Origin of the sequence: Micromonospora sp. RP3T (assembly GCF_003027925.1) — a bacterium.
Lineage (GTDB): Bacteria > Actinomycetota > Actinomycetes > Mycobacteriales > Micromonosporaceae > Micromonospora.
Genome location: NZ_PYPS01000012.1, coordinates 1 through 22,309 on the forward strand (window position 1 = coordinate 1; position 22,309 = coordinate 22,309).

Genomic DNA, 22,309 nt, shown 5'->3' on the forward strand with positions numbered 1-22,309 from the left:
TGAAGCAGTCCTTGACGGTGTTGGCGCAGTTGGTGGGGTCGTTGTCGCTGATGAGGGACTCGTCGTCGAGCGTGACGTGTCCTTCGTTGTTGAGGATGCCGCCGGCGACGCGGTGCAGCTTGCCGGTGTCGGTGGCGGTGTTCTTGGTGACGTGGGTCTTGGTCAGGGTGATGGTGGCCTTGTTGTTGAAGATGCCGCCGCCGTTGAGGGCGGTGTTGCCCTTCACGACGGTGTCGCGCAGGGTGAGGGCGGCGTTGTCGTCCTCGTCGTGGTCGCGGGTGAGGAAGCCGTCTTCGATCTTGACGAGCCACTCGCCGTTGTAGATGCCGCCGCCGAAGCGGTTGGCGGTGTTGTCGACGATGACGCTGTCCGCGATCGTGGCGCTGCCCTGGTCCTTGGTGTCGGGGTAGCCCCAGTGCTTGCCGCCGGTGGTGACCACCCCGCCGCCGTCGCCGTCGGCGTGGTTGTTGGCGACGACGACCTTGTCGAGGTCGAGGTCGGTGTTCTCGGCGTAGATGCCGCCGCCGTTCTCGCAGGCGGTGTTGCCGGTGATGTGGGTGAAGGAGACGGTGACGTAGCCGCCGCTGCTGAACAGGCCGCCACCGTTCTTGCCGGCGCGGTTGTCCGACAGCGAGGAGTTCTCACCCTCCTTGCCGCCGTTCTTGCCGTGGTCGGAACCGATGATCTCGACCGTGCCGGCCTCGTCGTGCTTGCCCGACGGGACGTAGCTCTTCAGCTCCGCGGCGTCGGCGCCGTGCTTGCCGGCGAGTCCGTTGCCGTTGGCGATGCCGCCGCCGTTGCCGCCGGCGGTGTTGTCGTCGACCTTGGTCTCCTCGACCTTGAGGATGCCGCGGTTGAAGACGCCGCCGCCGTCGCCCTGGGCGTGGTTGTCGACGACCTTGCTGTCCTCCAGCCACACCCGGCCGTAGTTGGCCACCGCGCCGCCGTTGTGCTCGGCGTTGTTGTCGGTGAGCTTGACGTTGGCCAGGTGGGCGCTGCCGCCGCGCTCGACCAGCAGCGCGCCGCCGTCACCCTCGTTCCGCTTCTCCTCCTCGTCGGCCGGGCCCGAGACCGTGGTCGCGGTCGCCGTGGTGGTGGCGGCCTGGGCCGCAACCGGTGCGGCCTGGGCCGCTCCGGCGGTGGCGGCCTGGGCCGGCGCGGTGACGGACGCGGTCGTGGCCTGCGCCGGTGCCACCGGCGCCGCCACCGGAGCGGGCTGCGCCGGTGCGGTGGCGGACTGGGCCGCGGTGGCGGCCGACGCGCCCGCGACCGCCGGCTGCGCCGGGGCGACGGGGGCCGGCAGGATCGCCGTGCCGTTCGCCGCCGAGGGCGCCACCGACGCCGGGCCGCCCGGGTACTTGAACCCGGACGCGTTCCCGCCCTTGACGGTCAGGTCCTTGAGCGTGAGGTGGCCGCCGTCGGCGACGCGGAAGATGCGGAAGGCGTCCTCGGCGTCGCGCTTGATGGTGGCGCCGTTGCCCTTGATGGTGACGTCCTGGGTGATCTCGGGCAGGCCGCCGCCGACCTTGCGGTCCTTGACGCCGAGTTCGTAGGTGCAGTTCTCGGCGAGCTTGAGGGTGCCGCCGTGGTCGCGGTTGGTCAGTTCGAGCGCGTCGACCAGGGCGTCGTCGTCGCAGGGAACCTCACGGGCCTTGCCGTGGTCGCCCTCGCCGCCCCACTCGCCGCGGTCCTGGCCCCACTCGCCCCGGTCCCGGCCCTCCTGGCCGTGCTCGTCCTTGCCGTCCTTGCCGTGCTCGTCCTTGCCGTACTCGTCCCCGGTGGCCTCGTCGCCGTGGTCACCGTCGCTGAGCTGCTGCGCGGTCGACCACTTCACGTCGGCGAGCCGGTGCGGACCGGTCACCCCGGTGGTCGCGTAGGCAACGCCGGCGAGGCTGACCGCTCCGGTCAGGCCCACGACGCCGGTGGCGAGCCACAGCCGGCGGCGCCGGAGCGGGGAACTGGTCTCGCGGTTGGTGGCGTCATTGTTATTGCGAAGGTAGTTGGACATCGGAGCTCTCTGCCCTCTCCTTGTACCTGACAAGGTCGCTTCGCCACGGCGAGGCGGCCTTCGCTACAAATCGGTTGTAGCTGCTGAAGACGAACTTATGAGAGCTTTGTTCGCCTCGTGGCCAGATACGAAAAAAACCCGCATAAGGGTGCGGGTGGGGCGGGCTGACGCACCGGGGTCGGGATGACCCGATGGTGCCCACAAGGTCGTTCGACTCCGTTCGCCCCGACGTGGCCGACCGCCGGGCGGGTGCGCGGGTTGGTGGCCCTCCTTCCGCCGGTCGGGGCGGAAGGAGGGCTCCCGGTTATGTGGTGGTGCGATCAGGTGAAGCAGTCCTTGACGGTGTTGGCGCAGTTGGTGGGGTCGTTGTCGCTGATGAGGGACTCGTCGTCGAGCGTGACGTGTCCTTCGTTGTTGAGGATGCCGCCGGCGACGCGGTGCAGCTTGCCGGTGTCGGTGGCGGTGTTCTTGGTGACGTGGGTCTTGGTCAGGGTGATGGTGGCCTTGTTGTTGAAGATGCCGCCGCCGTTGAGGGCGGTGTTGCCCTTGATGACGGTGTCGCGCAGGGTGAGGGCGGCGTTGTCGTCCTCGTCGTGGTCGCGGGTGAGGAAGCCGTCTTCGATCTTGACGAGCCACTCGCCGTTGTAGATGCCGCCGCCGAAGCGGTTGGCGGTGTTGTCGACGACGACGCTGTCGGTGATCGTGGCGGCACCGCCGGTGGCCAGGAGGCCGCCGCCGTCGCCGTCGGCGTGGTTGTCGGCGACGACGACCTTGTCGAGGTCGAGGTCGGTGTTCTCGGCGTAGCTGCCGCCGCCGTTCTCGCAGGCGGTGTTGCCGGTGATGTGGGTGAAGGAGACGGTGACGTGGCCGCCGCTGCTGAACAGGCCGCCACCGTGCCTGCCGGCGCGGTTGTCCGACAACGAGGAGCCCGCGCCCGCCTTGCCGTCCCACGCCCCGGCGATCTCCACGACGCCGCGGTCGCGGCCGGGACCGGTCGGCGTCGCGGTGCGGCCCGTACCGTGCCGCCCGCCGACGTCGTTGCCGTTGGCGACGCCGCCGCCGCTGCCGGCAGCGGTGTTGTCGTCGACCCGGGACTTCTCGATGGTGAGGAGGCCCCGGTTGAAGACGCCGCCACCGTCGCCCCGCGCGTGGTTGCGCCGGACCGTGCTGTCGGTGAGCCAGACCCGGCCGAAGTTGGCCACCGCGCCGCCGTCGCGCTCGGCGTTGTTGCGGGTGAGATCGACCCGCCGAAGGTGGGCCTTGCCGCCGCGCTCGACCAGCAGCGCCCCGCCGGCACCGGCACCCCTGTCTCCGACCGTGTCCGCCGGGCCCGTCGTCGCCGGTCGACCCGGGTACGCGGACACCGAGGCGTTTCCGCCGGAGACGGTCAGGTCCTCAAGGGTGAGGTGGCCGCCGGCGGCGACGCGGAAGATGCGGAAGGTGTCCTCGGCGTCGCGGGTGATGGTGGCGCCGTTGCCCTTGATGGTGACGTCCTGGGTGATCCTTGGCAGGCCGCCGCCGACCTTGCGGTCCTGGACGCCGAGTTCGTAGGTGCAGTTCTTGGCGAGCGTGAGGGTGCCGCCGTGGTCGCGGTTGGTCAGTTCGAGCGCGTCGACCAGCGCGTCGTCGTCGCAGGGAACCTCGCGGGCCGTGCCGTGCTCGCTCCCGCCGCCCCACTCGGTTCGGGCCCGACCCTCCCCGTCGGGCCCGTTCGGACTCTTCGGGTCGGCGGCGGGCGAGTGGTCGCCGGCATCCTGCGGTGCGGCGGGGCGGTTCTCCGCCACCCGTTCCGGATCGCCGGCCCTGTCGTTGCGGGCGGCGAGGCCACCCAGCGCCGCCAGCCCGACGACCCCGGTCAGCCCGGCCACGCCGGTGGCGACCCAGAGTGCCCGCCGCCTGTTCGCCGGCGGGGCCACGATCGGCGTCCCGCCGTCGGGTGCCGTTACGTCCTCGGACATGCGCGCCCTCCACCCTCCGGTGTCTCCTCGAACGGGTCGTACCGCCATGAGCCGTACGAACGGCCGCAAAACGGTTGCAGCCCCTGAACGACACCGTAGGAGAGAGATCCTCGCGAGGAGCGCTTATCCGAAGAAAGCCCGCATAAAGGGCGTTGAGGCACGGCTGTGCCGCCAACGGCATCGGCCCCGCGACGCGGCAGGCGTCACGGGGCCGAGGAAACGAACGGTCGACGGGGTCAGCCCGGCAGGCGCGGGCCCGCCTCGCGCTGCTCGGCCAGCCAGGTCTCCACCTCGCCGGAGGCACGCGGCAGCCCGGCCGAGAGGTTCACCGGGCCGTCGGCGGTGACCAGGATGTCGTCCTCGATCCGGATGCCGATGCCGCGCAGCTCCTCGGGGACCAGCTCGTCCTCCGGCTGGAAGTAGAGACCGGGCTCGACGGTGAGCACGTACCCCTCGCCGAGCGGCCCGTCGCGGTACGTCTCCTTGCGCGCGTTCGCGCAGTCGTGCACGTCGATGCCGAGCATGTGGCTGGTGCCGTGCAGCGTCCAGCGGCGGTAGACCGTCGAGGCCGGATCCATCGCCTCGTCCACGCTCACCGGCAGCAGTCCCAGGTCCTTGAGCGCCTCGGCGAGCACCCGCATCGACGCCAGGTGGACGTCGCGGAACCCCACCCCCGGCTTGCACATGTCGATGCCGGCCTGCTGGGCGGCGTGGACCGCGTCGTAGACCTGACGTTGCAGCGGCGTGAACCGGCCGTCGACCGGCAGCACCCGGGTGACGTCGGCGGTGTAGAGGTTGCGGTTCTCCACGCCCATGTCCATCAGCAGCAGGTCACCCGGGCGGGTGGCGCCGTGGTTGTGCACCCAGTGCAGGATCGTGGCGTGCTCGCCGGCCCCGACGATCGAGCCGTAGCCGACGTCGTTGCCGTCGTGCCGGGCCCGGAGCGCGAACAGCCCCTCCAGCAGTCGTTCGGAGATCGGCCGGTCGGCCGGCAGCGCGCGGGCCACGTCCTCGAAGCCGTGCACCGTGGCGTCGCACGCCTCCTGGAGCTGCGCGATCTCCCACTCGTCCTTGACCAGCTTCAGCTCGGAGATCGTGATGGCCAGCTCCCGGTCGCGGCCCGGCTGGCCCTCGGCGCGCGCGCCGTCGTACCGGCGCACGGCGGCGTCCACCCGGGCGTCGAAGCCGCGCAGCACCCGGGTGCGCCCGGGGGCCAGCTCGGCCAGCGCCGCGTCCAGCTCGCTCAGGTCGGCGGTCGGCAGGCCCAGCTCGGTCGACTTCTCGCGCAGCGTCGGCCGGCGACCCACCCACAGCTCACCGTGGCGGCTGCGGAAGAACTCGTCGGTCACCCGGGACGACCGGGGCCGCATGTAGAGCGTGGCCTCGCCGCCCGGCCGCAGCACGAGGACGCTGTCGGGCTCCAGATCGCCGGTCAGGTACGCGAAGTCGCTGCCCGGCCGGAACCGGTGCTCGGTGTCGTTGGCGCGGACCTTCTCGGTGCCGGTGGGGATGACCAGCGTCTCGCCCGGGAACGCCTCGGCCAGCGCGGCCCGTCGTTTGGCGTGGTTGGGCACCTCCGGGCGAGGCGTGACCGACAGTTCGGTGTCCCGCCAGCCCTGCCGCATGAACGTCAGGAACGCCTCCGGGAAGTCGGGGTCGTGCGACTCCGTGCCGTCCGCCGCTTTGCCCTGTTGCGTCCGCTCCTCGGTCATGATCCGCCCCTCCCTGAGCCCCATCGCTGGTCCCGACGGTACCGCGCACACGTCAGCGGGGAGTGCCTGCGGTGCCGCGACGGCGGCTTCCGGCGCGTGGAAAGATGGCCGTCATGTGCGGACTCCTGGCCTTCTTCAGCGCGCGCGGTGACGCCGCCGCCCACCGCGACCACATCGCCGGCGCACTGGAGTGCCTGCACCACCGTGGCCCGGACGAGACCGGGGTCGAGGTGGTCGGCGACGCCTCCGGCCGGTACGCGGACGGTGTGTTCGCGCACAAGCGGCTGGCGATCATCGACGTGGCGCTCAGCCACGAACCCCTGCCCTACGCGGGCGGTCGTTACCTGCTCACGTTCAACGGCGAGATCTACAACTACATCGAGCTGCGCGACGAGCTGATCCGCGACTACGGCGCCCAGTTCGCCACCAACGGCGACGGCGAGGTGATCGTCGCCGGCTACCACTACTGGGGTGAGCGGGTGCTCACCAAGCTGCGCGGCATGTTCGCGTTCGTGATCTGGGACCGGCAGGAGCGGCGGGCCTTCGGCGCCCGCGACTACTTCGGCATCAAGCCGCTGCACTACCTCCAGACCGCCGACGGTCTCTACCTCGCCTCGGAGAAGAAGGCGCTGCTGCCGTTCGCGCACTCCGCGTACCAGGGCGACGCCGGGATCGACACGGCGAACCTCAGCCACTACCTGACCCTCCAGTACGTCCCCGAGCCGGGCACGCTGCACAAGGGGATCAGCCGGATCGGGTCGGGGGAGTACCTCACCTGGACCCCGGACGGTCGGATCGACGTGCGCCGCTGGTACCGGCCGGTGTTCCGCCCGGCCCCGGTCGCCGACGAGCAGAAGCTCTACCACGAGATCCGGGAGACGCTGCGGGAGAGCGTCCGGATGCACATGCGCTCGGACGTGCCGGTCGGCTCGTTCCTGTCCAGCGGCATCGACTCCACCGCCGTGGTGGCGCTGGCCCGCGAGTTCAACCCGAACATCCTCACCTTCACGGTCGGGTACGACGTGCCCGGCTACTCCGAGATCGACGTGGCCCAGGAATCGGCCCGGCACCTCGACGTGACCACCATCCCGACCAAGATCGGGCCGCAGGACATGATCGACGCGTTGCCGAAGATCGTCTGGCACCTCGACGACCCGGTCGCCGACCCGGCCCTGGTGCCGCTCTACTTCGTGGCGAAGAAGGCCGCCGAGCACGTCACGGTGGTGCTCTCCGGCGAGGGCGCGGACGAGTTCTTCGGCGGCTACACGATCTATCGGGAACCGCTCTCGCTCAGCTCGGTGAACGGTCTGCCGGACGGCGTGCAGAAGGGCCTGCGGGCCGTCTCCAAGGCCATCCCGCAGGGCGTCAAGGGCAAGAGCTTCCTGGAGCGCGGCACCACGCCGATCGAGCAGCGCTACTACGGCAACGCCCGGATGTTCACCGAGGAGGAGAAGCAGCACCTGCTGCGCCGCTACGACCCGTCGGTGCGCTACACCGACGTGACCGCGCCGATCTACGCCGAGTGCACCGAGCTGGACGACGTCACCAAGATGCAGTACGTCGACCTCTACACCTGGCTGCGCGGTGACATCCTGGTCAAGGCGGACCGGATCTCGATGGCGCACTCGCTGGAGGTCCGGGTGCCGTTCCTGGACCGGGAGGTGTTCAACGTCGCCGCCGGCATCCCGGTCGACCTGAAGCTGCCGCCGCGCTCCGAGGCCACCAAGTACGCCATGCGCCAGGCGTTGCAAGGCGTCGTGCCGCCGGCCATCGTCAACCGCAAGAAGCTGGGCTTCCCGACCCCGACCCGGGTCTGGCTGCGCGGCGAGATGTACGAGTGGGCCCGGCACGTGCTGGCCACCTCCGGCGCCGGCGACCTGATCGACCTGTCGTACGCGATGCGCCTGCTCGACGAGCACAAGCGGGAGGAGGCCGACCACTCCCGCAAGGTGTGGACCGTGCTGATCTTCTGCGTCTGGCACGCGATCTTCGTGGCGAAGACGCTCGACCCGGGCATCCAGCGCAACCAGTCGGCGCTGCTCACCAAGCCGGTCGTGGGCAGCATGGTCCGCTGATCCAGCCGTGTCGAAGGGCCCCCGGCGCGCTGCCGGGGGCCCTTCGCTACCGCGGTGTCACCGGCCGGTGCAGGTGACAGTGGGCAGGGTGTTCTGGCCCGAGACGTTAGCGGTGAAGCCGAACGTGGTGGTGCCCTCCGGCGCGACACTGCCGTTGTACGCGGCGTTGGTGACCGTCACCGACGACCCGCTTCCGCTCAACGTGCCGTTCCACACCTGGTTGATGGTCTGACCGCTGGGCCAGGTCCAGCTCGCGGTCCACCCGCTGTAGGTGCGGGTGCTGTGGTTCATGATCATGACCTCGCCCTGGAAGCCACCGCCCCAGGCGCTGACCACCTTGTAGACCGCCATGCAGTTGCCGGCCGGCATGGTCGGCGTCGGCGTGGGACCGGTCGGCGTCGGCGTCGGGCTGGTGGGCGTCGGCGTCGGGTTGGTCGGGGTCGGGGTCGGGTTGTTGCCCGAGCCGATGCCGGTCACCTCGCCGTTGCCGCCGTCGAACGTCACGTCCGAGCAGCCGAAGAAGTTCTCCTGGCTGTCCGAGCGGACCCACCGCGAGTAGATGATGTGCCGGCCGCTCTTGTTGCTCGGCAGCGTGCCGTTGAAGTAGTAGTGCCCGTCGTTGGTGCCGACCGCGCCGCTCTGCGGCGGGTTGGTCACCTGCAGGAACGGCTGCTCCTCCAGGTCGCTCCAGGCCAGCGCCCGGGTCGGGCTCCAGCTGTCCTTGGTGACGTAGAAGTAGAACGTGCCCGGGTGGTGCGCCCAGTTGCTGTAGCGGAACTCCATCGACCGCCCGGCCGTCAGGTGCGTGACCGGCCAGTCGTTGCGGGCCGCGTCGTAGCCGCTGAAGTTCGGGTTGCCGCCGCTGCACAGCTTGCCGTCGGGGATGAACCCGGTGGTCCGGCCGCCGGCGTCGGAGCGCAGCACGCTGAACCAGTTGTAGAGCGAGTTCGCCCCGTTCTGGGCGACCGCCGCCGAGCAGGCGGGGTTGTTCGGCCGGATCTCACCGGTGCCGGTGAGGCCGTCCTTCCAGCACAGGTAGGTGCGGGCGCCCGGCGTCATCGCCGCGCCGTGCGCGGCGGCCGGGTCGGGCCCGCTGGCCAGGGCGAAGGCGCCCACGGCCAGGGTGAGGGCCGCGGTGACGAGCGCGGCCGTACGGGATCGGTGCACGGGGATCTCCTGACTCGCGGAGCGGCCCACCCTCGGCCTGCCCCGCTGCGACGAGCGGATGCGACGATCGCGGTGCCCGCGCCCGGCGGTCGGCGTGCGGCCGGGGCCGTCGGGGAACGCGCACTGCCTGCGGTCCGTGTCACGGACCGCGGATGCCCCTCGCGTCGGCTCGACCCGGCGGCGCGGCAGCCCACCGCGCCCTCCCGTCAGCGCCATCCCATCACGTCCGACCGCCGCACGCAATAGCCGCTTGTCGATGCGCCGGGGTTCCGTCGCGCCGGTTCCGGGCATGCGCCAGGATCGGGGGAGGACAACCGGGAGGAGCCAGCATGGGGTACGCGGTGGTGCTCGGCGAGGCGCTCGTCGACCTGCTCGACGCCGAGCACGACGGGGTGCACGTCTACCGGCAGGCGGTCGGCGGCGGGCCGCTCAACGTGTCGGTGGCGATCGCCCGGCTCGGCGGGGACGTGCAGTTCGTCGGGTCGCTCGGCGACGACGCGCTCGCCGGCCGGGTCCGCGCCTTCCTCACCGACGCCGGGGTGGGCGTGGCCGGCGCGGTGACCGTGCCGGCCCCGACCGCGCTGGCCGTGGCCACCTTCGCCGGCCCCGAGCCGGAGTTCCGCTTCTACGGCGAGCCGCGCTCGTACGCCCTGCTCGGCCCGGACGACCTCGACGTGGCTCTGGTCGAGGGCGCGGACGTGCTCTACTGCGGCTCGATCGTGCTGCTCGACCCGCCGGTGCTGGCCGCCGCGCGTCGGGCCTGGTCGATCGCCGGCGGGCTGCGCGTGTTCGACCCGAACGTGCGCCCGAGCCTGCTCACCGCGCCCGGCGCGCTGGACGGGCTGCGCGGGGTGGTCGCCGAGTTCGCCGCCGCGGCGCACCTGGTGAAGCTGAGCAGCGCGGACGCCCGGGTGCTCTACCCGGACGAGCCGGTCGAGGGCGTCGCCGCGTACCTGCGGGAACTGGGCGCGGCCACCGTCGTGGTCACGCTCGGCGCGGACGGCGCGCTGGTCGCCGCCGCCGACGACGTGGTACGCGTGCCCGCGCCGACCGTCGACGCGGTGGACGCCACCGGCGCCGGTGACTCGGTGATGGGCGCGCTGGTGGCGGAGCTGCTCGCCGCCGGCGAGCCGGCCGACGCGCGGGGCTGGCGGGACCGCGTCGCGTTCGCCCTGCGCGTCGCCGCCGTGGTCTGCGAGTCCCCCGGCGGCGCCACCGCCATGCCCACCCGCGCCGCCGTCACCACCCGCTTCGCGTGAAAGGCGGGGCCCCTTCTTAACGCATTCGGTATAGGAGGGGGCCCCTCTTAACAACGGCGTGGGGCGCCGGCGTCGGGGGTCAGCGGGGGCGGGCGAGCGTGCGGACGGCGAGCAGGGCGAGCGCGGCGGCGCCGGTCAGGACCACGGCCATCGGGAGGGCGCTGCCCTCGCCACCGAGACCGACCAGGGGCGCGGCGAGCGCGCCGACCACCGACTGGATGCCGCCCATCAGCGCGGCGGCGGTGCCGGCGTGCCGGGCGTGCGCGTCCAGCGCCAGCGCGGTGCTGTTCGGCATCACCATGCCCAGCGAGCCGACGAACACGAACAGCGCCACCGCGGTGCCGGCGAGGCTGCCGGTGAGCGCGCCGGTCAGCACGCCGAGCGCGGCGACCAGGCTGACCGCGAGCGTGGTGACCAGCAGCCGGCGCGGGCTGAACCGGTCGAGCAGCCGGGCGTTCGCCTGCCCGGTGGCGATCAGCGCGAGCGAGTTGACGCCGAAGACCACGGCGAACCCGACCGCCGAGACGCCGAAGACCTCCTGGAACACGAACGACGACCCCGAGATGTACGCGAACAGGCCGGCGAACGCGAAGCCCTGGGTGAGCGCGTACCCGAGGTAGACCCGGTCGCCGGCCAGCGCCCGCATGGTCCGCGCGGTGGCGGCGAGGCCGCCGGTGCTGCGGCGCTCGGCCGGCAGCGTCTCCGGCAGGCGCAGCGCGACCGCCACGGCGAGCACCGCCCCGATGACGGCCAGGGTGAGGAAGACCGCCCGCCAGGAGCCGAACCGGAGCACCAGGCTGCCGACGCCCGGCGCGGCCACCGGCGCCACCCCGAAGACCAGGGTGAGCCGGGAGAAGTACTTCGCGGCGTCACGACCGGCGTAGAGGTCACGGACGACCGCGCGGGCCACCACGATGCCCGTGCCGCCGGCCAGCCCCTGGGCGAACCGCGCGGCGGCCAGCAGCGGGGCGCTCGGCGCCGCGGCGCAGGCCAGCGCCAGCACGGCGTACGCGATGACGCCGACCAGGACCGGCCGGCGTCGCCCCCAGCGGTCGCTGAGCGGGCCGGTGACCAGTTGACCCAGTGCCAGGCCGATCAGGCAGGTGGTCAACGAGAGCTGGATACCGGCCTGGTCGGCGTCGAGTTCGCGGGTCATCGCCGGGAACGCCGGGAGGTACATGTCCAGCGAGAGCGGGCCGATCGCGGTGAGCGTGCCGAGCAGCACCAGCAGGCTCACGCCGCCGCCCCGTCCGGCGGGTCGGTCGACGGGTGGGCGCGCGGCGGTCCGCACGGTCTGGCGCACGAGAGGTCCCCCTGGATCCGGTGGTCCGGGTTACCTTATCTCTGTATTCAGAACTGTTGCGATGTGAAGCAGGTGACCCGGTGGCGGGCGACGAGGAGATCGCGCGTTTCGGCGCGGGGCTGGGCGAGCTGCACCGGCTGCTGCGCCGCCGGACCGTCGCCCGCGCCGACCGGGAGCCGCTGCCCGAGGCGCAGGTGGAGGTGCTCCTGCTGGTCCGGGCCACGCCGGGGATCAGCGGCAAGGAGGTGGCCCGGCGGCTCGGCACCGCGCCGAACACGGTCAGCACCCTGGTCCGCGACCTCACCGACGCCGGGCTGCTGGTCCGCGATCGCGACCCCGCCGACCGCCGGGTGGTCCGACTGCGCCTCACCGAGGCCGCCCGCCGGCGGATGGCCGACCACGAGGTCCACCGCGCCGCGCTGCTCGCCGAGGCGCTCGCCGAGCTGGACCCGGTGGCCCGGGCCGCCGTCCTGGCCGCCGCCCCGCACCTCGACGCGCTGCTCACCGCGCTGCGCGCCCGCCCCTGACCGGGGACCGGGACCGGCGGACCGGCTCCGGCCATGCCGGCGGTTCGGCGGGTTCGCGCCGGGCGGCGGTCAGGCCGTGCCGGCGGGTTCGACGTGGTCGCGCCGGGCGGCGGTCAGGCCGTGCCGTCGAGTTCGGCGTAGCCGCGCCGGGCCGCGATCAGACCGGGCCGGGCACCGAACGGCGACTCCGCCGCCACCCGCTCCGGCGGGGCGCTGCCGGTGTGACCGGCCCGGATCAGCCACGCCTGCCGGGCGAGCTGGGCGTGCTGCTCGCGCACGAACGCCACGTCCACCGGCTCACCGTGACCCGGCACCACCACCGTGGCCGGCGTGGTCAGCCGCAGCAGGTCGGCCACCGCGTCCGGCCACTGCAACGGGTACGACTCCTCGAACGCCGGCGGCCCGCTCTGCTCCACCAGGTCGCCCGCCACCAGCACGTCCGCGTCCGGCACGTGCACCACCAGATCGGCGTCGGTGTGCCCGTGCCCGGGATGGCGCAGCACCACCCGCCGCCCGCCGACGTCCAGCACCGTCTCCTCGCGGACCTCGTGCGTCGGCGGCCGCAGCTCGGTGCGCGCCAGCTCCTCGGCCAACGCCGGCTGCTCGGCGCGCATCTCCTCGTACGCCGCCCGGCGCAGCGCGTCGGGCTGGTCGCGCAACGCCGCGACGGCCTGGGCGTGCGCGTACACCTCGGTGCCCGGCTCGGCGGCCAGGGTGACGTTGCCGAAGCAGTGGTCGAAGTGGTGATGGGTGTTGACGATCGTCCACGGGTGCGGCGTCACCGCCCGGGCGGCCGACGCCAGCTCCCGCGCCTGCCCGGCGGTGGAAAGCGTGTCCACCAGCAGCGCGGCGCCGTCGCCGACCACCAGCACCACGTTGACCCGCAGCAGCGGCTCGCCCAGCAGGTGCACACCGGCGGCGATCTCGGTGAAGCGGACGGTCACGACGCGCGCCCGGCCCGCTCGACGAAGCGCCGCCGGTCGACGAGTGCCCGCTCCACCCGCCCCTGCGCGGCAACCGCGGGCCCGTCCGTGACGGTCACCTCGAAGACCAGCCGGCGGCCGTCCACCTTCACCAGCTCGGCGCGCGCGGACACGGTCCGCCCGACCGGGGTGGCCGTCCGGTGCTCCAGCTCGACCCGGACGCCGACCGTTGTCGACCCGGCCGGCAGCCGGGCCGCGACGGCCGCCACTGTCGCCGCCTCGGCCAGCGCCACCACCCGGGGCGTGCCGAGCACCGGCACGTCCCCCGAACCCACCGCCTCGGCGGTGTCCGCGTCCGTCACGGTCAGCTCGACGTGGGCGGTCAGGCCCGGTGCGAAGGGCGACTCCGGCTGCTCCTGCATGCGGCCGAGCCTAGTGCAGCGCGGTCGGGACCGTACCGCGTCCGGGTGGCCGCCGGGCCGTTCCCCGGACGGTCGGCGTCGGCCGTCCGGCCGCCCGCCGTTAACCTTGTCGGCGATGGCCGTGCTGACAGATCCTCCGCCCCCCGCCCCCGCCGGACCGACCGCGTCCCTCGACGGCGGACGCCGTCGCGTGCTCGCGATGGCCGTCTGGGGCGTCGCCTTCGTGGCCGCCTGGCTTGCCATCGGCCTGCCCACCGACCCGGCGTACGCGTTCCTGTGGATCTGGGCCGGCACCGTCGCGTGGAACTCGAACCGGCCGTGGCGCAGCCACCTGCGCTTCGCCCGGGACTGGATCCCGGTGGTGCTGCTGCTCGCCGCGTACAACCTGTCCCGCGGGTTCGCCGACAACGGCGCGACCCCGCACGCCATGGAGCTGATCGTCGCCGACCGGTTCCTGACCGGATGGGCCACCGGCGGCGAGGTGCCGACCGTCTGGCTCCAGCAGCACCTCTACGACCCGAGCCAGGTGCGCTGGTGGGACGTGCTGGTGAGCTGGGTCTACTTCTCGCACTTCGTGGCCACGCTGGCCGCCGCCGCGGTGCTCTGGATGCGCAACCGGCAGCGCTGGATCGGGTACATGGCCCGGTGGGGCTTCCTGTGCGCGGCCGGGCTGGTCACCTACTTCGTCTACCCGGCCGCCCCGCCGTGGTGGGCGGCCCAGAACGGGCTGCTGACCGAGGTGGCCCGGATCTCCACCCGGGGCTGGAAGGAGATCGGCATGCACGGCGCGGGCAACCTGCTCAACGCCGGGCAGATCGCCTCCAACCCGGTGGCCGCCATGCCGTCGCTGCACACCGCGTTCGCGCTGTTCGTGGTGCTGTTCTTCCTCCGTTCGGTGCGCAAGCGGTGGTGGCCGCTGCTGCTGGCGTACCCGCTGGCCATGACGTTCACGCTGATGTACAGCGGCGAGCACTACCTGATCGACGTGCTGGTCGGCTGGGCGTACGTGGGGATGACGTTCCTCGTGGTCGGCCTGGCCGAACGCTGGTGGCGGGCGCGACAGGCCCGCCGGGACGCGACGCCGGCCGCCATGACCGGTGTCACCGCGCCGGCCGCCGGCCCGGACACCACGCTCACCGCCGACCAGGACGCGGTGCCCGCCGACCGCCGCTGACCCGGCCCCGGGCGGCGCCGGGTCAGCGGCTCCGGTCGGCCGCCCGCGCGGCCTGCGCCCGCGCGGTCAGCTCCGCGGCCAGCTCCCACGCGTCGGCCAGATCCCGGTCGACCGCCGCCGCGCCCGCCCCACCCGCGGTGTCCGCGTGCACGGTGGCCAGCCGCAGCCGGCGCTGCGCCGGCCCCTGGGTGACCCGCACGCTCTGGATCCGGGCGTACGGCACCAGCGTCACCGAGCGCGTCAGCAACCCGGACCGGGCCACGAAGACCCGTTCGTCGAGCCCGACGCCGACCACGGCCCGACTCAGCGGGCGCAGCCAGCGGGCCCGGCGCGGCGGCGGCGTGCCGGGCAGCGCGTCCAGCCGCACGCCGGGCAGCACCTCCGCCACCACCCGCCCGCCGGTGCCGGCGTCGCCGACCGGCAGCAGCCGGTCCGGGCGGTTCCGGTCGTCCGGCTCGCCGGCCGAGTAGCCGGCCACCTCCAGCCGCAGCCGCAACCAGCCCTTCATCCGCCAGAGCAGCGGCCAGGTCACCCCGACGGTCTGTACCCGGTGCAGCGGCACGGTCTGCACCCGCGTCTCCAGCAGCCCGTTGTGCACCCGGAGCGTGTCGCCGTCGGCGTCCAGCCGGAAGCTCCAGTCGTCGAGCACCCGCCGGACCGGTTGCAGCAGCACGCCGGCCATCGCGGTCAGCGTGCTGGCCACCGCGATGAACGACCAGGAACCCTCGGACAGGAACTGCGCCACCACGAACGCCACGCCGAACGGCAGCAGGAACGCCTGCGGCGTGAGCAACTGGCTGACCAGCAGATCCTGATTGCGTACGGCGTGCAGCCGCCGGCCGGCCGGGGCGGGCGTGGGCGGCGCGCCGACCGTGGCCGGCGCGGACGCCGGGGCGCGGCCGGCCACGGCCAGCAGCCGCTGGCGCAGCGCGGCGGCCTCGGCCACCCCGAGGTACGCCAGCGGCGCCTCGGTCTTGCCGCCGCCGACCACCTCCAGCCGCAGCTCCGCCAGCCCGGTGAGCTGGGCCAGCAGCGGCCGGACCACCTCCACCGCCTGCAACCGCTCCAGCGGGATGGCCCGGGTACGCCGCCACAGCAGCCCCTCGTACACCCGCAGCTCCCGGCCGACCACGTGGTAACCGGTGTTCCACCAGCTCACCACGGACAGCACGGTGGCGCCGAGGACGAAGACCGCGACCAGCACGGCGAACCAGCCGAACCCGACCCGGGACAGGGTCGACCAGGAGAGCCCGGCGATCACCACGACCAGCGACTTCGCGCCGTGCAGCGCGGGACTCAACGGGTGCAGGCGCTGGCGCGGCTCCGTCTCGCCCGGCGGCCCCCACGGCGCCGGCACCCACGCTCCCGGAGGCGGCGGCACCGGCTGCGGACCCGGGCCGGGCGGTGGGGCATGGTCGGGCGGCGGGCCGTGGACCGGCGGTGGCGGCCACTGCTGCCCCTCCGTCACGGCTCGCTCCTCGCGCTCGCGGTGCCGTCCTTCGTTCGCGGCTGCGGGGCTCGCAGGACCGGCTCGCTCCTCGCGCTCGCGGTGCCGTCCTTCGTTCGCGGCTGCGGGGCTCGCAGGACCGGCTCGCTCCTCGCGCTCACAGGCCCTCCGCCCGGTCCTCGCCCAGCGCGGTGAGCCGGTCGCGCAGCCGCGACGCCTCGGCCGGCCGCAGGCCGGGCACCCGGGCGTCGCTGGCCGCCGCGGCGGTGTGCAGCTGCACGGTGGCCAGGTCGAAGGCGCGCTCGAGCGGGCCGGCGCTCACGTCGACGAACTGCATCCGCGAATACGGGACGATGGAGAGCCGCCGTACCAGCAGGCCGTGGCGCACCAGCAGGTCGTCGGCACGCTCGGCGTACCCCCAGGCCCGCACCGCGCGCACGATGGTGGCCACCCGCCACGCGGACAGCAGCAGCGCCACCGCGACGGCGGCACCCAGCAGCCAGTGCCCGGAGAGCGCCCAGGCCGTGCCGAGCACCACGAGCGCCACGGCGAGACCGATGCCGAGCCGGATCAGCTCCACCCAGATCAGGTCGCGGGAGATCGGCTGCCAGCGGACCGTGTCCGGCCAGGGCTCCAGCGGGCCGGGCGGGGACGCCGGCCGGCCGGCGGGGCCGTCGGCGCTCACCGGGGGGAACCGCCGCGTCCGCCGGCGTCGCGGAATCCGATCGTCTGCGCGCTCACGCTTCGAGCGTAGGCGATCCGGGCAGCGGCACCACCTCGCGCAGGAAGCCGCGCGCGTCGAGGAAGTCACCCAGCGAGGCGCGGTGCGCCGGGCAGGCCAGCCAGGTCTTGCGCCGGTCGGGCGCGTGCAGGCGGGGGTTACGCCAGCGCAACTGGAACACCGCGGGGGCGCGACACCCCCGCGCCGAGCAGATCGGCGCGTCATCAGGGCGGGGAGTGGTCACCGGGGCGAGTCTAGGGCCGCACGCCGGGGAGTTTTAGCGCCGGGCGGCCACGGGGGGAGCCGCCCGGCGACGGGGTGAATCGTACACGCGCCGGACCCCTTGTTGTCCACCCGTGTTCAGCGTTTTCCACCGGACTCCGACGGCGTGGCGAAAATCGTGCCTCTCCCGCCCTCGGCTCTCAGCAAGGCATGACAGTCTTGACACGCACCACGCCGCGACGACTACCCAGCTGTGGAGGACCGGTGGCCCAGCCGACCACGCCCGACGTGCCGAACCCGACCGAGGCGACGCCGGACCCACCGCCCCCGGCCGTCACCACCCCGGCGCAGGACGCCACGCTGCTGGAACGCGCGCTGTTCGAGATCAAACGGGTGATCGTCGGGCAGGACCGGATGGTCGAGCGGATGTTCGTCGCGCTGCTGGCCCGGGGGCACTGCCTGCTGGAGGGGGTGCCCGGGGTGGCCAAGACGCTCGCCGTGGAGACGCTCGCCCGGGTCGTCGGCGGGTCCTTCGCCCGGGTCCAGTTCACCCCCGACCTGGTGCCCGCCGACATCATGGGCACCCGGATCTACCGGCAGTCCAGCGAGAAGTTCGACGTCGAGCTGGGCCCGGTGTTCGTCAACTTCCTGCTCGCCGACGAGATCAACCGGGCGCCGGCGAAGGTGCAGTCGGCGCTGCTCGAGGTGATGAGCGAGCGGCAGGTCTCCATCGGCGGCGAGTCGCACCGGGTGCCCGACCCGTTCCTGGTGATGGCCACCCAGAACCCGATCGAGCAGGAGGGCGTCTACCCGCTGCCGGAGGCGCAGCGGGACCGGTTCCTGATGAAGATCGTGGTGGGCTACCCGACCGACGCCGAGGAGCGGGAGATCGTCTACCGGATGGGCGTGGCCCCGCCCGAGCCGGCCCGGGTGTTCGACACCCCCGACCTGATCGCGCTCCAGCGCAAGGCCGACCAGGTCTTCGTGCACAACGCGCTCGTCGACTACGCGGTCCGGCTGGTGCTCGCCACCCGCGCTCCGGCCGAGCACGGGATGCCCGACGTGGCCCAGCTCATCCAGTACGGCGCCAGCCCGCGCGCCTCGCTCGGCCTGGTCCGGGCCACCCGCGCGCTGGCGCTGCTGCGTGGCCGGGACTACGCGCTGCCGCAGGACGTGCAGGACATCGCGCCGGACATCCTGCGCCACCGGCTGGTGCTCAGCTACGACGCGCTCGCCGACGACGTGCCGGCCGACCACATCGTGCACCGGGTGATGTCGACCATCCCGCTGCCCGCGGTGGCGCCCCGTCAGCAGGCCACACCACCGCCACCGGCCGTGCCGCACAACGGGTGGCCCGGGCAGCGCCCGTGACGCCGCCCACCCGGCTGCCGGCCACCGGCGAGCGCTCCGGCGCCGTGCTGGCCCGGCTCCAGCTCATGGTCACCCGCAAGCTGGACGGGCTGCTCCAGGGCGACTACGCCGGCCTGCTGCCCGGCCCGGGCAGCGAGGCGGGGGAGTCCCGGGAGTACCGGCCCGGCGACGACGTGCGCCGGATGGACTGGCCGGTGACCGCCCGCACCACCATGCCGCACGTGCGGCGTACGGTGGCCGACCGCGAGCTGGAGACGTGGCTGGCGGTCGACCTCTCCGCCAGCCTCGACTTCGGCACCGGGCGGTGGCTCAAGCGGGACGTGGCGGTCGCCGCGGTGGCCGCGCTGGCCCACCTCACCGTGCGCGGCGGCAACCGGATCGGCGCGGTGGTCGGCACCGGCGCGACCACCGGTGCGCCGGGCACGCTGCTGCGGCTGCCCGCCCGGGGCGGACGCAAGGAGGCGCAAGGGCTGCTGCGCGCCGTCGCCGGCACCGAGATCCGGCCCGGGCGCAGCGACCTCGGCGCGCTTGTGGACGCGCTCAACCGGCCGCCCCGGCGGCGCGGCGTGGCGGTGGTCATCTCCGACTTCCTGTCGCCGCCGGCGCAGTGGGGCCGGCCGCTGCGTAAGCTGCGGGTCCGCCACGACGTGCTGGCCGTCGAGGTGGTGGACCCGCGGGAACTCGAACTGCCCGACGTGGGGGTGCTGCCGGTGGTCGATCCGGAGACCGGGGAGCTGCACGAGGTGCAGACCGCCGATCCGGGACTGCGCCGCCGGTACGCCGAGGCGGCGGCCGCCCAGCGCGGGGCGATCGCCGCCGAGATGCGCGCCGCCGGCGCGGCCCACCTGCGCCTGCGTACCGACCGAGACTGGCTGCTGGACATGGTGCGTTTCGTCGCCGCGCAGCGGCACGCCCGTACCCGAGGGACGACCCGATGATCCGTTTTCTGCAACCGTGGTGGCTGCTGGCCGTGCTGCCGGTGCTGGCGCTCGCCGCAGCGTACGTCTGGCGGCAGTTGCACCGCCGGCAGTACGCGCTGCGCTTCACCACCGTCGACCTGCTGCGTACCGTGGCGCCCAAGGGGCTCGGCTGGCGGCGGCACGCGGCGGCGACCGCGTTCCTGCTCTGCCTGCTGGTGCTGGCCACCGGGCTGGCCCGGCCGGCGATCGACACCCGGGAGCCGCTGGAACGGGCGACCGTGATGCTCGCCATCGACGTGTCGCTGTCCATGCAGGCCGACGACGTGGCGCCGAACCGGCTGGAGGCCGCGCAGGAGGCGGCCAAGCAGTTCGTCGGCGAGCTGCCGGAGAGCTACAACCTGGGGCTGGTGTCGTTCGCCAAGTCGGCGAACGTGCTGGTGCCGCCCACCAAGGACCGGGGCGCGGTGACCACCGCCATCGACGGGCTGGTGCTGGCCGAGGCGACCGCCACCGGGGAGGCGGTGTTCACCTGCCTGGAGGCGATCCGGTCGGTGCCGGCCGACGGCGCCGCCGGCATCCCGCCGGCCCGGATCGTGCTGCTCTCCGACGGCTACCGCACGTCGGGCCGCTCGGTGGAGGAGGCGGCCGCGGCGGCGCAGGCGGCCAACGTGCCGGTCTCCACCATCGCGTTCGGCACCGACTCCGGCCAGGTGGACATCGGCGGTCAGCTCCAGCGGGTGCCGGTGGACCGCAGCGCGTTGTCCCAGCTCGCGGAGACCACCCAGGGCTTCTTCTACGAGGCCGCCTCGGTGAGCGAGCTGAAGCAGGTCTACCAGGACATGGGCAGCTCGATCGGCTACCGCACCGAGCCGCGCGAGGTCACCCAGTGGTACGCGGGGGTCGCGTTGCTGCTGGCGCTCTGCGCCGGCGCGCTGAGCCTGCTGTGGACGTCCCGCCTGATCTGAGCCGGGGCGGGCCGGCGGTGGTCAGTGACCGCCGCCGGCCAGTACGAACAGGACGGCCACCCAGACGGCGGCGAGGGTGAAACCCAGCGGTGCGGCGTAACGGCTCATGGTTGTGCTCCGTGGCGACTTCGGCCCGGTGAGGCGGGCCGTGCGGGGGACCGGGAGGGACACACACGAAGTCGTGACCGGGTGCTCCGCCGCGCGGCAGGGCCACCCCCGGCGGTGGACGCCGGGGAGCGGGTGCGGTGCGGAGGGCGGGAAGCGGGTCAGCCGCGTCGACCGAGCCGTGGCTCAGCGGGGCTGACGGTGGGCCCGGCCACGACTGGGAGGATCGCTATCTCGCACAGCGATCACCTCCTGCGGTCGGCGGAGCCCGGAGCGCGGGCGCAGACCGGCCCGCAGACAGTGATCAGCGTACACCGGGGGTGGCGGTGTCGCGCGTCGGGCCGGCGGGAGGACACGGCCCGGCCGCTGAGCTGGGCGGGTTAGCGCTTACCTGTCGGTAACCCCTAGGCTCGCCACCGACCGAGAGATCAGACCGAGCTTCAGGGGGACCCGTGGCCCGTACCGTGCTGGTGACCGGCGGAAACCGCGGCATCGGTCTGGCCATCGCGCAGGCCTTCGCCAAGCAGGGCGACCGGGTGGCGGTGACCCACCGGAGCGGGGACGCGCCGGAGGGGCTGTTCGGGGTGCGGTGCGACGTGACCGACGTCGAGTCGGTGGACGCCGCGTTCGCCGCGGTGGAGGCCGAGTTGGGCCCGGTGGAGGTGCTCGTCGCCAACGCCGGCATCACCGACGACACGCTGATCATGCGGATGTCCGACGAGCAGTTCACCCGGGTGCTCGACACCAACCTGGCCGGCTCCTTCCGGGTCGCCAAGCGGGCCTCGACGAAGATGCTCCGGGCCAAGTGGGGCCGGATGATCTTCATCTCCTCGGTGGTCGGCCTCTACGGGGGCGCCGGCCAGGTCAACTACGCCGCGAGCAAGGCCGGCCTGGTCGGGGTGGCCCGCTCGATCACCCGTGAGCTGGGCGGGCGCAACATCACCGCGAACGTGGTGGCGCCCGGCTTCATCGACACCGACATGACCGCGGCGCTGCCCGAGGAGCGCCGCACCGAATACCGCAAGGCCATCCCGGCCGGCCGGTTCGCCCAGCCGGCGGAGGTGGCCGACGTGGTCACCTGGCTGGCCTCGGACGCGGCCGGGTACATCTCCGGCGCCGTCATCCCGGTCGACGGCGGCCTGGGCATGGGTCACTGACTGACGAGAGCACGGAGGAAATACGCATGTCCGGACTCCTGGCCGGTAAGCGGCTGCTGGTCACCGGCGTCATCACCGACGCCTCGATCGCGTTCTCCGTGGCGAAGCTCGCCCAGGAGAACGGCGCCCAGGTCGTGCTCACCGGCTTCGGCCGCCTCTCCCTGGTGGAGCGGATCGCCAAGCGGCTGCCCGAGCCGGCGCCGGTGATCGAGCTGGACGTCAGCAACGACGAGCACCTGGCCGGGCTGGCCGACAAGGTGCGCGAGCACGTCGACGGCCTGGACGGGGTGGTGCACTCGATCGGGTTCGCGCCGCAGAGCTGCCTCGGCGGCGGGTTCCTCGACGCGCCGTGGGCCGACGTGGCGACCGCGCTGCAGGTCTCCACGTTCTCCTACAAGTCCCTCGCCATGGCGGCGCTGCCGCTGATGTCCGCCGGTGGCGCCGTGGTCGGCCTCACCTTCGACGCCACCAAGGCCTGGCCGGTCTACGACTGGATGGGCGTGGCCAAGGCCGGGCTGGAGTCCGCCTCCCGCTACCTGGCGTTGCACCTGGGCAAGCAGGGCATCCGCAGCAACCTGGTGGCGGCCGGCCCGCTGCGCACCATGGCCGCCAAGTCGATCCCCGGGTTCAGCCAGTTCGAGGACGCCTGGTCCGAGCGCGCGCCGCTGGGCTGGGACCTGTCCGACTCCGAGCCGGCCGCCCGGGCCTGCCTGGCGCTGCTGTCCGACTGGTTCCCGGCCACCACCGGCGAGATTGTGCACGTCGACGGCGGCTACCACGCCCTCGGCGCCTGAGCGGAAAGGCGGGGCCCCTTCTTAACGCATTCTGCATAAGAAGGGCCCCCGCCTAACATCCGTAACCGCGCTGAGCAGG

General features: G+C 73.4%; 19 protein-coding genes. 9 read left to right on the forward strand and 10 right to left on the reverse strand.

The window, feature by feature from the left end; genetic code table 11:
* The 3 genes from C8054_RS11890 to C8054_RS11900 form a co-directional block, all read right to left on the reverse strand.
* Positions 1 to 2,008, reverse strand: a 2,008-nt coding sequence (locus C8054_RS11890; RefSeq protein ID WP_107156842.1) for a hypothetical protein, incomplete at its 3' end; no start/stop codon positions are given.
* Positions 2,009 to 2,328: 320 nt separating this feature from the next.
* A complete protein-coding gene (locus C8054_RS11895) occupies positions 2,329 to 3,966 on the reverse strand; it encodes a hypothetical protein (protein WP_107156843.1) in 1,638 nt (545 codons plus the stop codon).
* A gap of 236 nt (positions 3,967 to 4,202) precedes the next feature.
* Positions 4,203 to 5,678, reverse strand: coding sequence for an aminopeptidase P family protein (locus C8054_RS11900; RefSeq protein ID WP_107156844.1), 1,476 nt, complete (start codon positions 5,676 to 5,678; stop codon positions 4,203 to 4,205).
* Positions 5,679 to 5,791: 113 nt separating this feature from the next.
* Here C8054_RS11900 and asnB point away from each other — a divergent pair, with 113 nt between their 5' ends.
* On the forward strand, positions 5,792 to 7,753 hold the full coding sequence (asnB, locus tag C8054_RS11905; RefSeq protein WP_107156845.1) for an asparagine synthase (glutamine-hydrolyzing): 1,962 nt from the start codon (positions 5,792 to 5,794) through the stop codon (positions 7,751 to 7,753).
* Positions 7,754 to 7,810: 57 nt separating this feature from the next.
* On the opposite strand, the gene C8054_RS11910 is transcribed toward asnB, so the two are convergent.
* On the reverse strand, positions 7,811 to 8,926 hold the full coding sequence (locus C8054_RS11910; protein WP_199199717.1) for a lytic polysaccharide monooxygenase: 1,116 nt from the start codon (positions 8,924 to 8,926) through the stop codon (positions 7,811 to 7,813).
* Between the two features lie 323 nt (positions 8,927 to 9,249).
* Here C8054_RS11910 and C8054_RS11915 point away from each other — a divergent pair, with 323 nt between their 5' ends.
* Complete coding sequence (locus tag C8054_RS11915; RefSeq protein WP_107156847.1) at positions 9,250 to 10,179, forward strand: carbohydrate kinase; 930 nt, start codon at positions 9,250 to 9,252, stop codon at positions 10,177 to 10,179.
* 79 nt (positions 10,180 to 10,258) lie between these two features.
* On the opposite strand, the gene C8054_RS11920 is transcribed toward C8054_RS11915, so the two are convergent.
* Positions 10,259 to 11,482 (reverse strand): multidrug effflux MFS transporter, encoded by a 1,224-nt coding sequence (locus C8054_RS11920; protein ID WP_107156848.1) that lies wholly within the window; start codon positions 11,480 to 11,482, stop codon positions 10,259 to 10,261.
* A gap of 80 nt (positions 11,483 to 11,562) precedes the next feature.
* Here C8054_RS11920 and C8054_RS11925 point away from each other — a divergent pair, with 80 nt between their 5' ends.
* Positions 11,563 to 12,009 carry a MarR family winged helix-turn-helix transcriptional regulator gene (locus C8054_RS11925; protein WP_107156849.1) on the forward strand — a complete coding sequence of 149 codons (447 nt, stop codon included), beginning with the start codon at positions 11,563 to 11,565 and terminating at the stop codon, positions 12,007 to 12,009.
* 113 nt (positions 12,010 to 12,122) lie between these two features.
* On the opposite strand, the gene C8054_RS11930 is transcribed toward C8054_RS11925, so the two are convergent.
* On the reverse strand, positions 12,123 to 12,953 hold the full coding sequence (locus C8054_RS11930) for an MBL fold metallo-hydrolase (protein ID WP_107156850.1): 831 nt from the start codon (positions 12,951 to 12,953) through the stop codon (positions 12,123 to 12,125).
* The gene (locus C8054_RS11935) at positions 12,950 to 13,354 is read right to left on the reverse strand and encodes a thioesterase family protein (RefSeq protein WP_107156851.1); all 405 of its coding nucleotides are present in this window, start codon (positions 13,352 to 13,354) and stop codon (positions 12,950 to 12,952) included. The genes C8054_RS11930 and C8054_RS11935 overlap by 4 nt, the downstream gene beginning before the upstream one ends.
* A gap of 115 nt (positions 13,355 to 13,469) precedes the next feature.
* Between C8054_RS11935 and C8054_RS11940 the strand changes: the two genes are divergently transcribed.
* Positions 13,470 to 14,528, forward strand: a complete 1,059-nt coding sequence (locus C8054_RS11940) for a phosphatase PAP2 family protein (RefSeq protein WP_107156852.1) — start codon at positions 13,470 to 13,472, stop codon at positions 14,526 to 14,528.
* A gap of 22 nt (positions 14,529 to 14,550) precedes the next feature.
* Here C8054_RS11940 and C8054_RS11945 read toward each other — a convergent pair whose 3' ends face one another.
* The 3 genes from C8054_RS11945 to C8054_RS11955 form a co-directional block, all read right to left on the reverse strand.
* Positions 14,551 to 15,885 carry a PH domain-containing protein gene (locus tag C8054_RS11945; protein ID WP_233219613.1) on the reverse strand — a complete coding sequence of 445 codons (1,335 nt, stop codon included), beginning with the start codon at positions 15,883 to 15,885 and terminating at the stop codon, positions 14,551 to 14,553.
* Positions 15,886 to 16,132: 247 nt separating this feature from the next.
* Positions 16,133 to 16,660, reverse strand: coding sequence for a PH domain-containing protein (locus C8054_RS11950; RefSeq protein WP_107156854.1), 528 nt, complete (start codon positions 16,658 to 16,660; stop codon positions 16,133 to 16,135).
* A gap of 52 nt (positions 16,661 to 16,712) precedes the next feature.
* Complete coding sequence (locus C8054_RS11955) at positions 16,713 to 16,940, reverse strand: hypothetical protein (protein WP_107156855.1); 228 nt, start codon at positions 16,938 to 16,940, stop codon at positions 16,713 to 16,715.
* A gap of 242 nt (positions 16,941 to 17,182) precedes the next feature.
* Between C8054_RS11955 and C8054_RS11960 the strand changes: the two genes are divergently transcribed.
* The 5 genes from C8054_RS11960 (at position 17,183) to fabI (ending at position 22,230) form a co-directional block, all read left to right on the forward strand.
* Positions 17,183 to 18,289, forward strand: coding sequence for a MoxR family ATPase (locus C8054_RS11960; RefSeq protein ID WP_107156856.1), 1,107 nt, complete (start codon positions 17,183 to 17,185; stop codon positions 18,287 to 18,289).
* Positions 18,268 to 19,227, forward strand: a complete 960-nt coding sequence (locus C8054_RS11965) for a DUF58 domain-containing protein (RefSeq protein WP_199199711.1) — start codon at positions 18,268 to 18,270, stop codon at positions 19,225 to 19,227. The genes C8054_RS11960 and C8054_RS11965 overlap by 22 nt, the downstream gene beginning before the upstream one ends.
* A complete protein-coding gene (locus tag C8054_RS11970; protein WP_107156857.1) occupies positions 19,224 to 20,174 on the forward strand; it encodes a VWA domain-containing protein in 951 nt (316 codons plus the stop codon). Before C8054_RS11965 ends, C8054_RS11970 begins: the two co-directional genes overlap by 4 nt.
* Positions 20,175 to 20,731: 557 nt before the next feature.
* Positions 20,732 to 21,436, forward strand: a complete 705-nt coding sequence (fabG, locus tag C8054_RS11975) for a 3-oxoacyl-ACP reductase FabG (protein ID WP_107156858.1) — start codon at positions 20,732 to 20,734, stop codon at positions 21,434 to 21,436.
* A gap of 26 nt (positions 21,437 to 21,462) precedes the next feature.
* Positions 21,463 to 22,230 (forward strand): enoyl-ACP reductase FabI, encoded by a 768-nt coding sequence (fabI, locus tag C8054_RS11980; RefSeq protein ID WP_107156859.1) that lies wholly within the window; start codon positions 21,463 to 21,465, stop codon positions 22,228 to 22,230.
* Positions 22,231 to 22,309: the final 79 nt, after the last annotated feature.

Coding starts and splice junctions, on each gene's coding strand:
- fabI (WP_107156859.1), top strand. CDS start 21,463: ATGTCCGGACTCCTGGCCGGTAAGCGGCTGCTGGTCACCGGCGTCATC.
- C8054_RS11915 (WP_107156847.1), top strand. CDS start 9,250: ATGGGGTACGCGGTGGTGCTCGGCGAGGCGCTCGTCGACCTGCTCGAC.
- C8054_RS11970 (WP_107156857.1), top strand. CDS start 19,224: ATGATCCGTTTTCTGCAACCGTGGTGGCTGCTGGCCGTGCTGCCGGTG.
- asnB (WP_107156845.1), top strand. CDS start 5,792: ATGTGCGGACTCCTGGCCTTCTTCAGCGCGCGCGGTGACGCCGCCGCC.
- C8054_RS11935 (WP_107156851.1), bottom strand. CDS start 13,354: ATGCAGGAGCAGCCGGAGTCGCCCTTCGCACCGGGCCTGACCGCCCAC.
- C8054_RS11900 (WP_107156844.1), bottom strand. CDS start 5,678: ATGACCGAGGAGCGGACGCAACAGGGCAAAGCGGCGGACGGCACGGAG.
- C8054_RS11895 (WP_107156843.1), bottom strand. CDS start 3,966: ATGTCCGAGGACGTAACGGCACCCGACGGCGGGACGCCGATCGTGGCC.
- C8054_RS11940 (WP_107156852.1), top strand. CDS start 13,470: ATGGCCGTGCTGACAGATCCTCCGCCCCCCGCCCCCGCCGGACCGACC.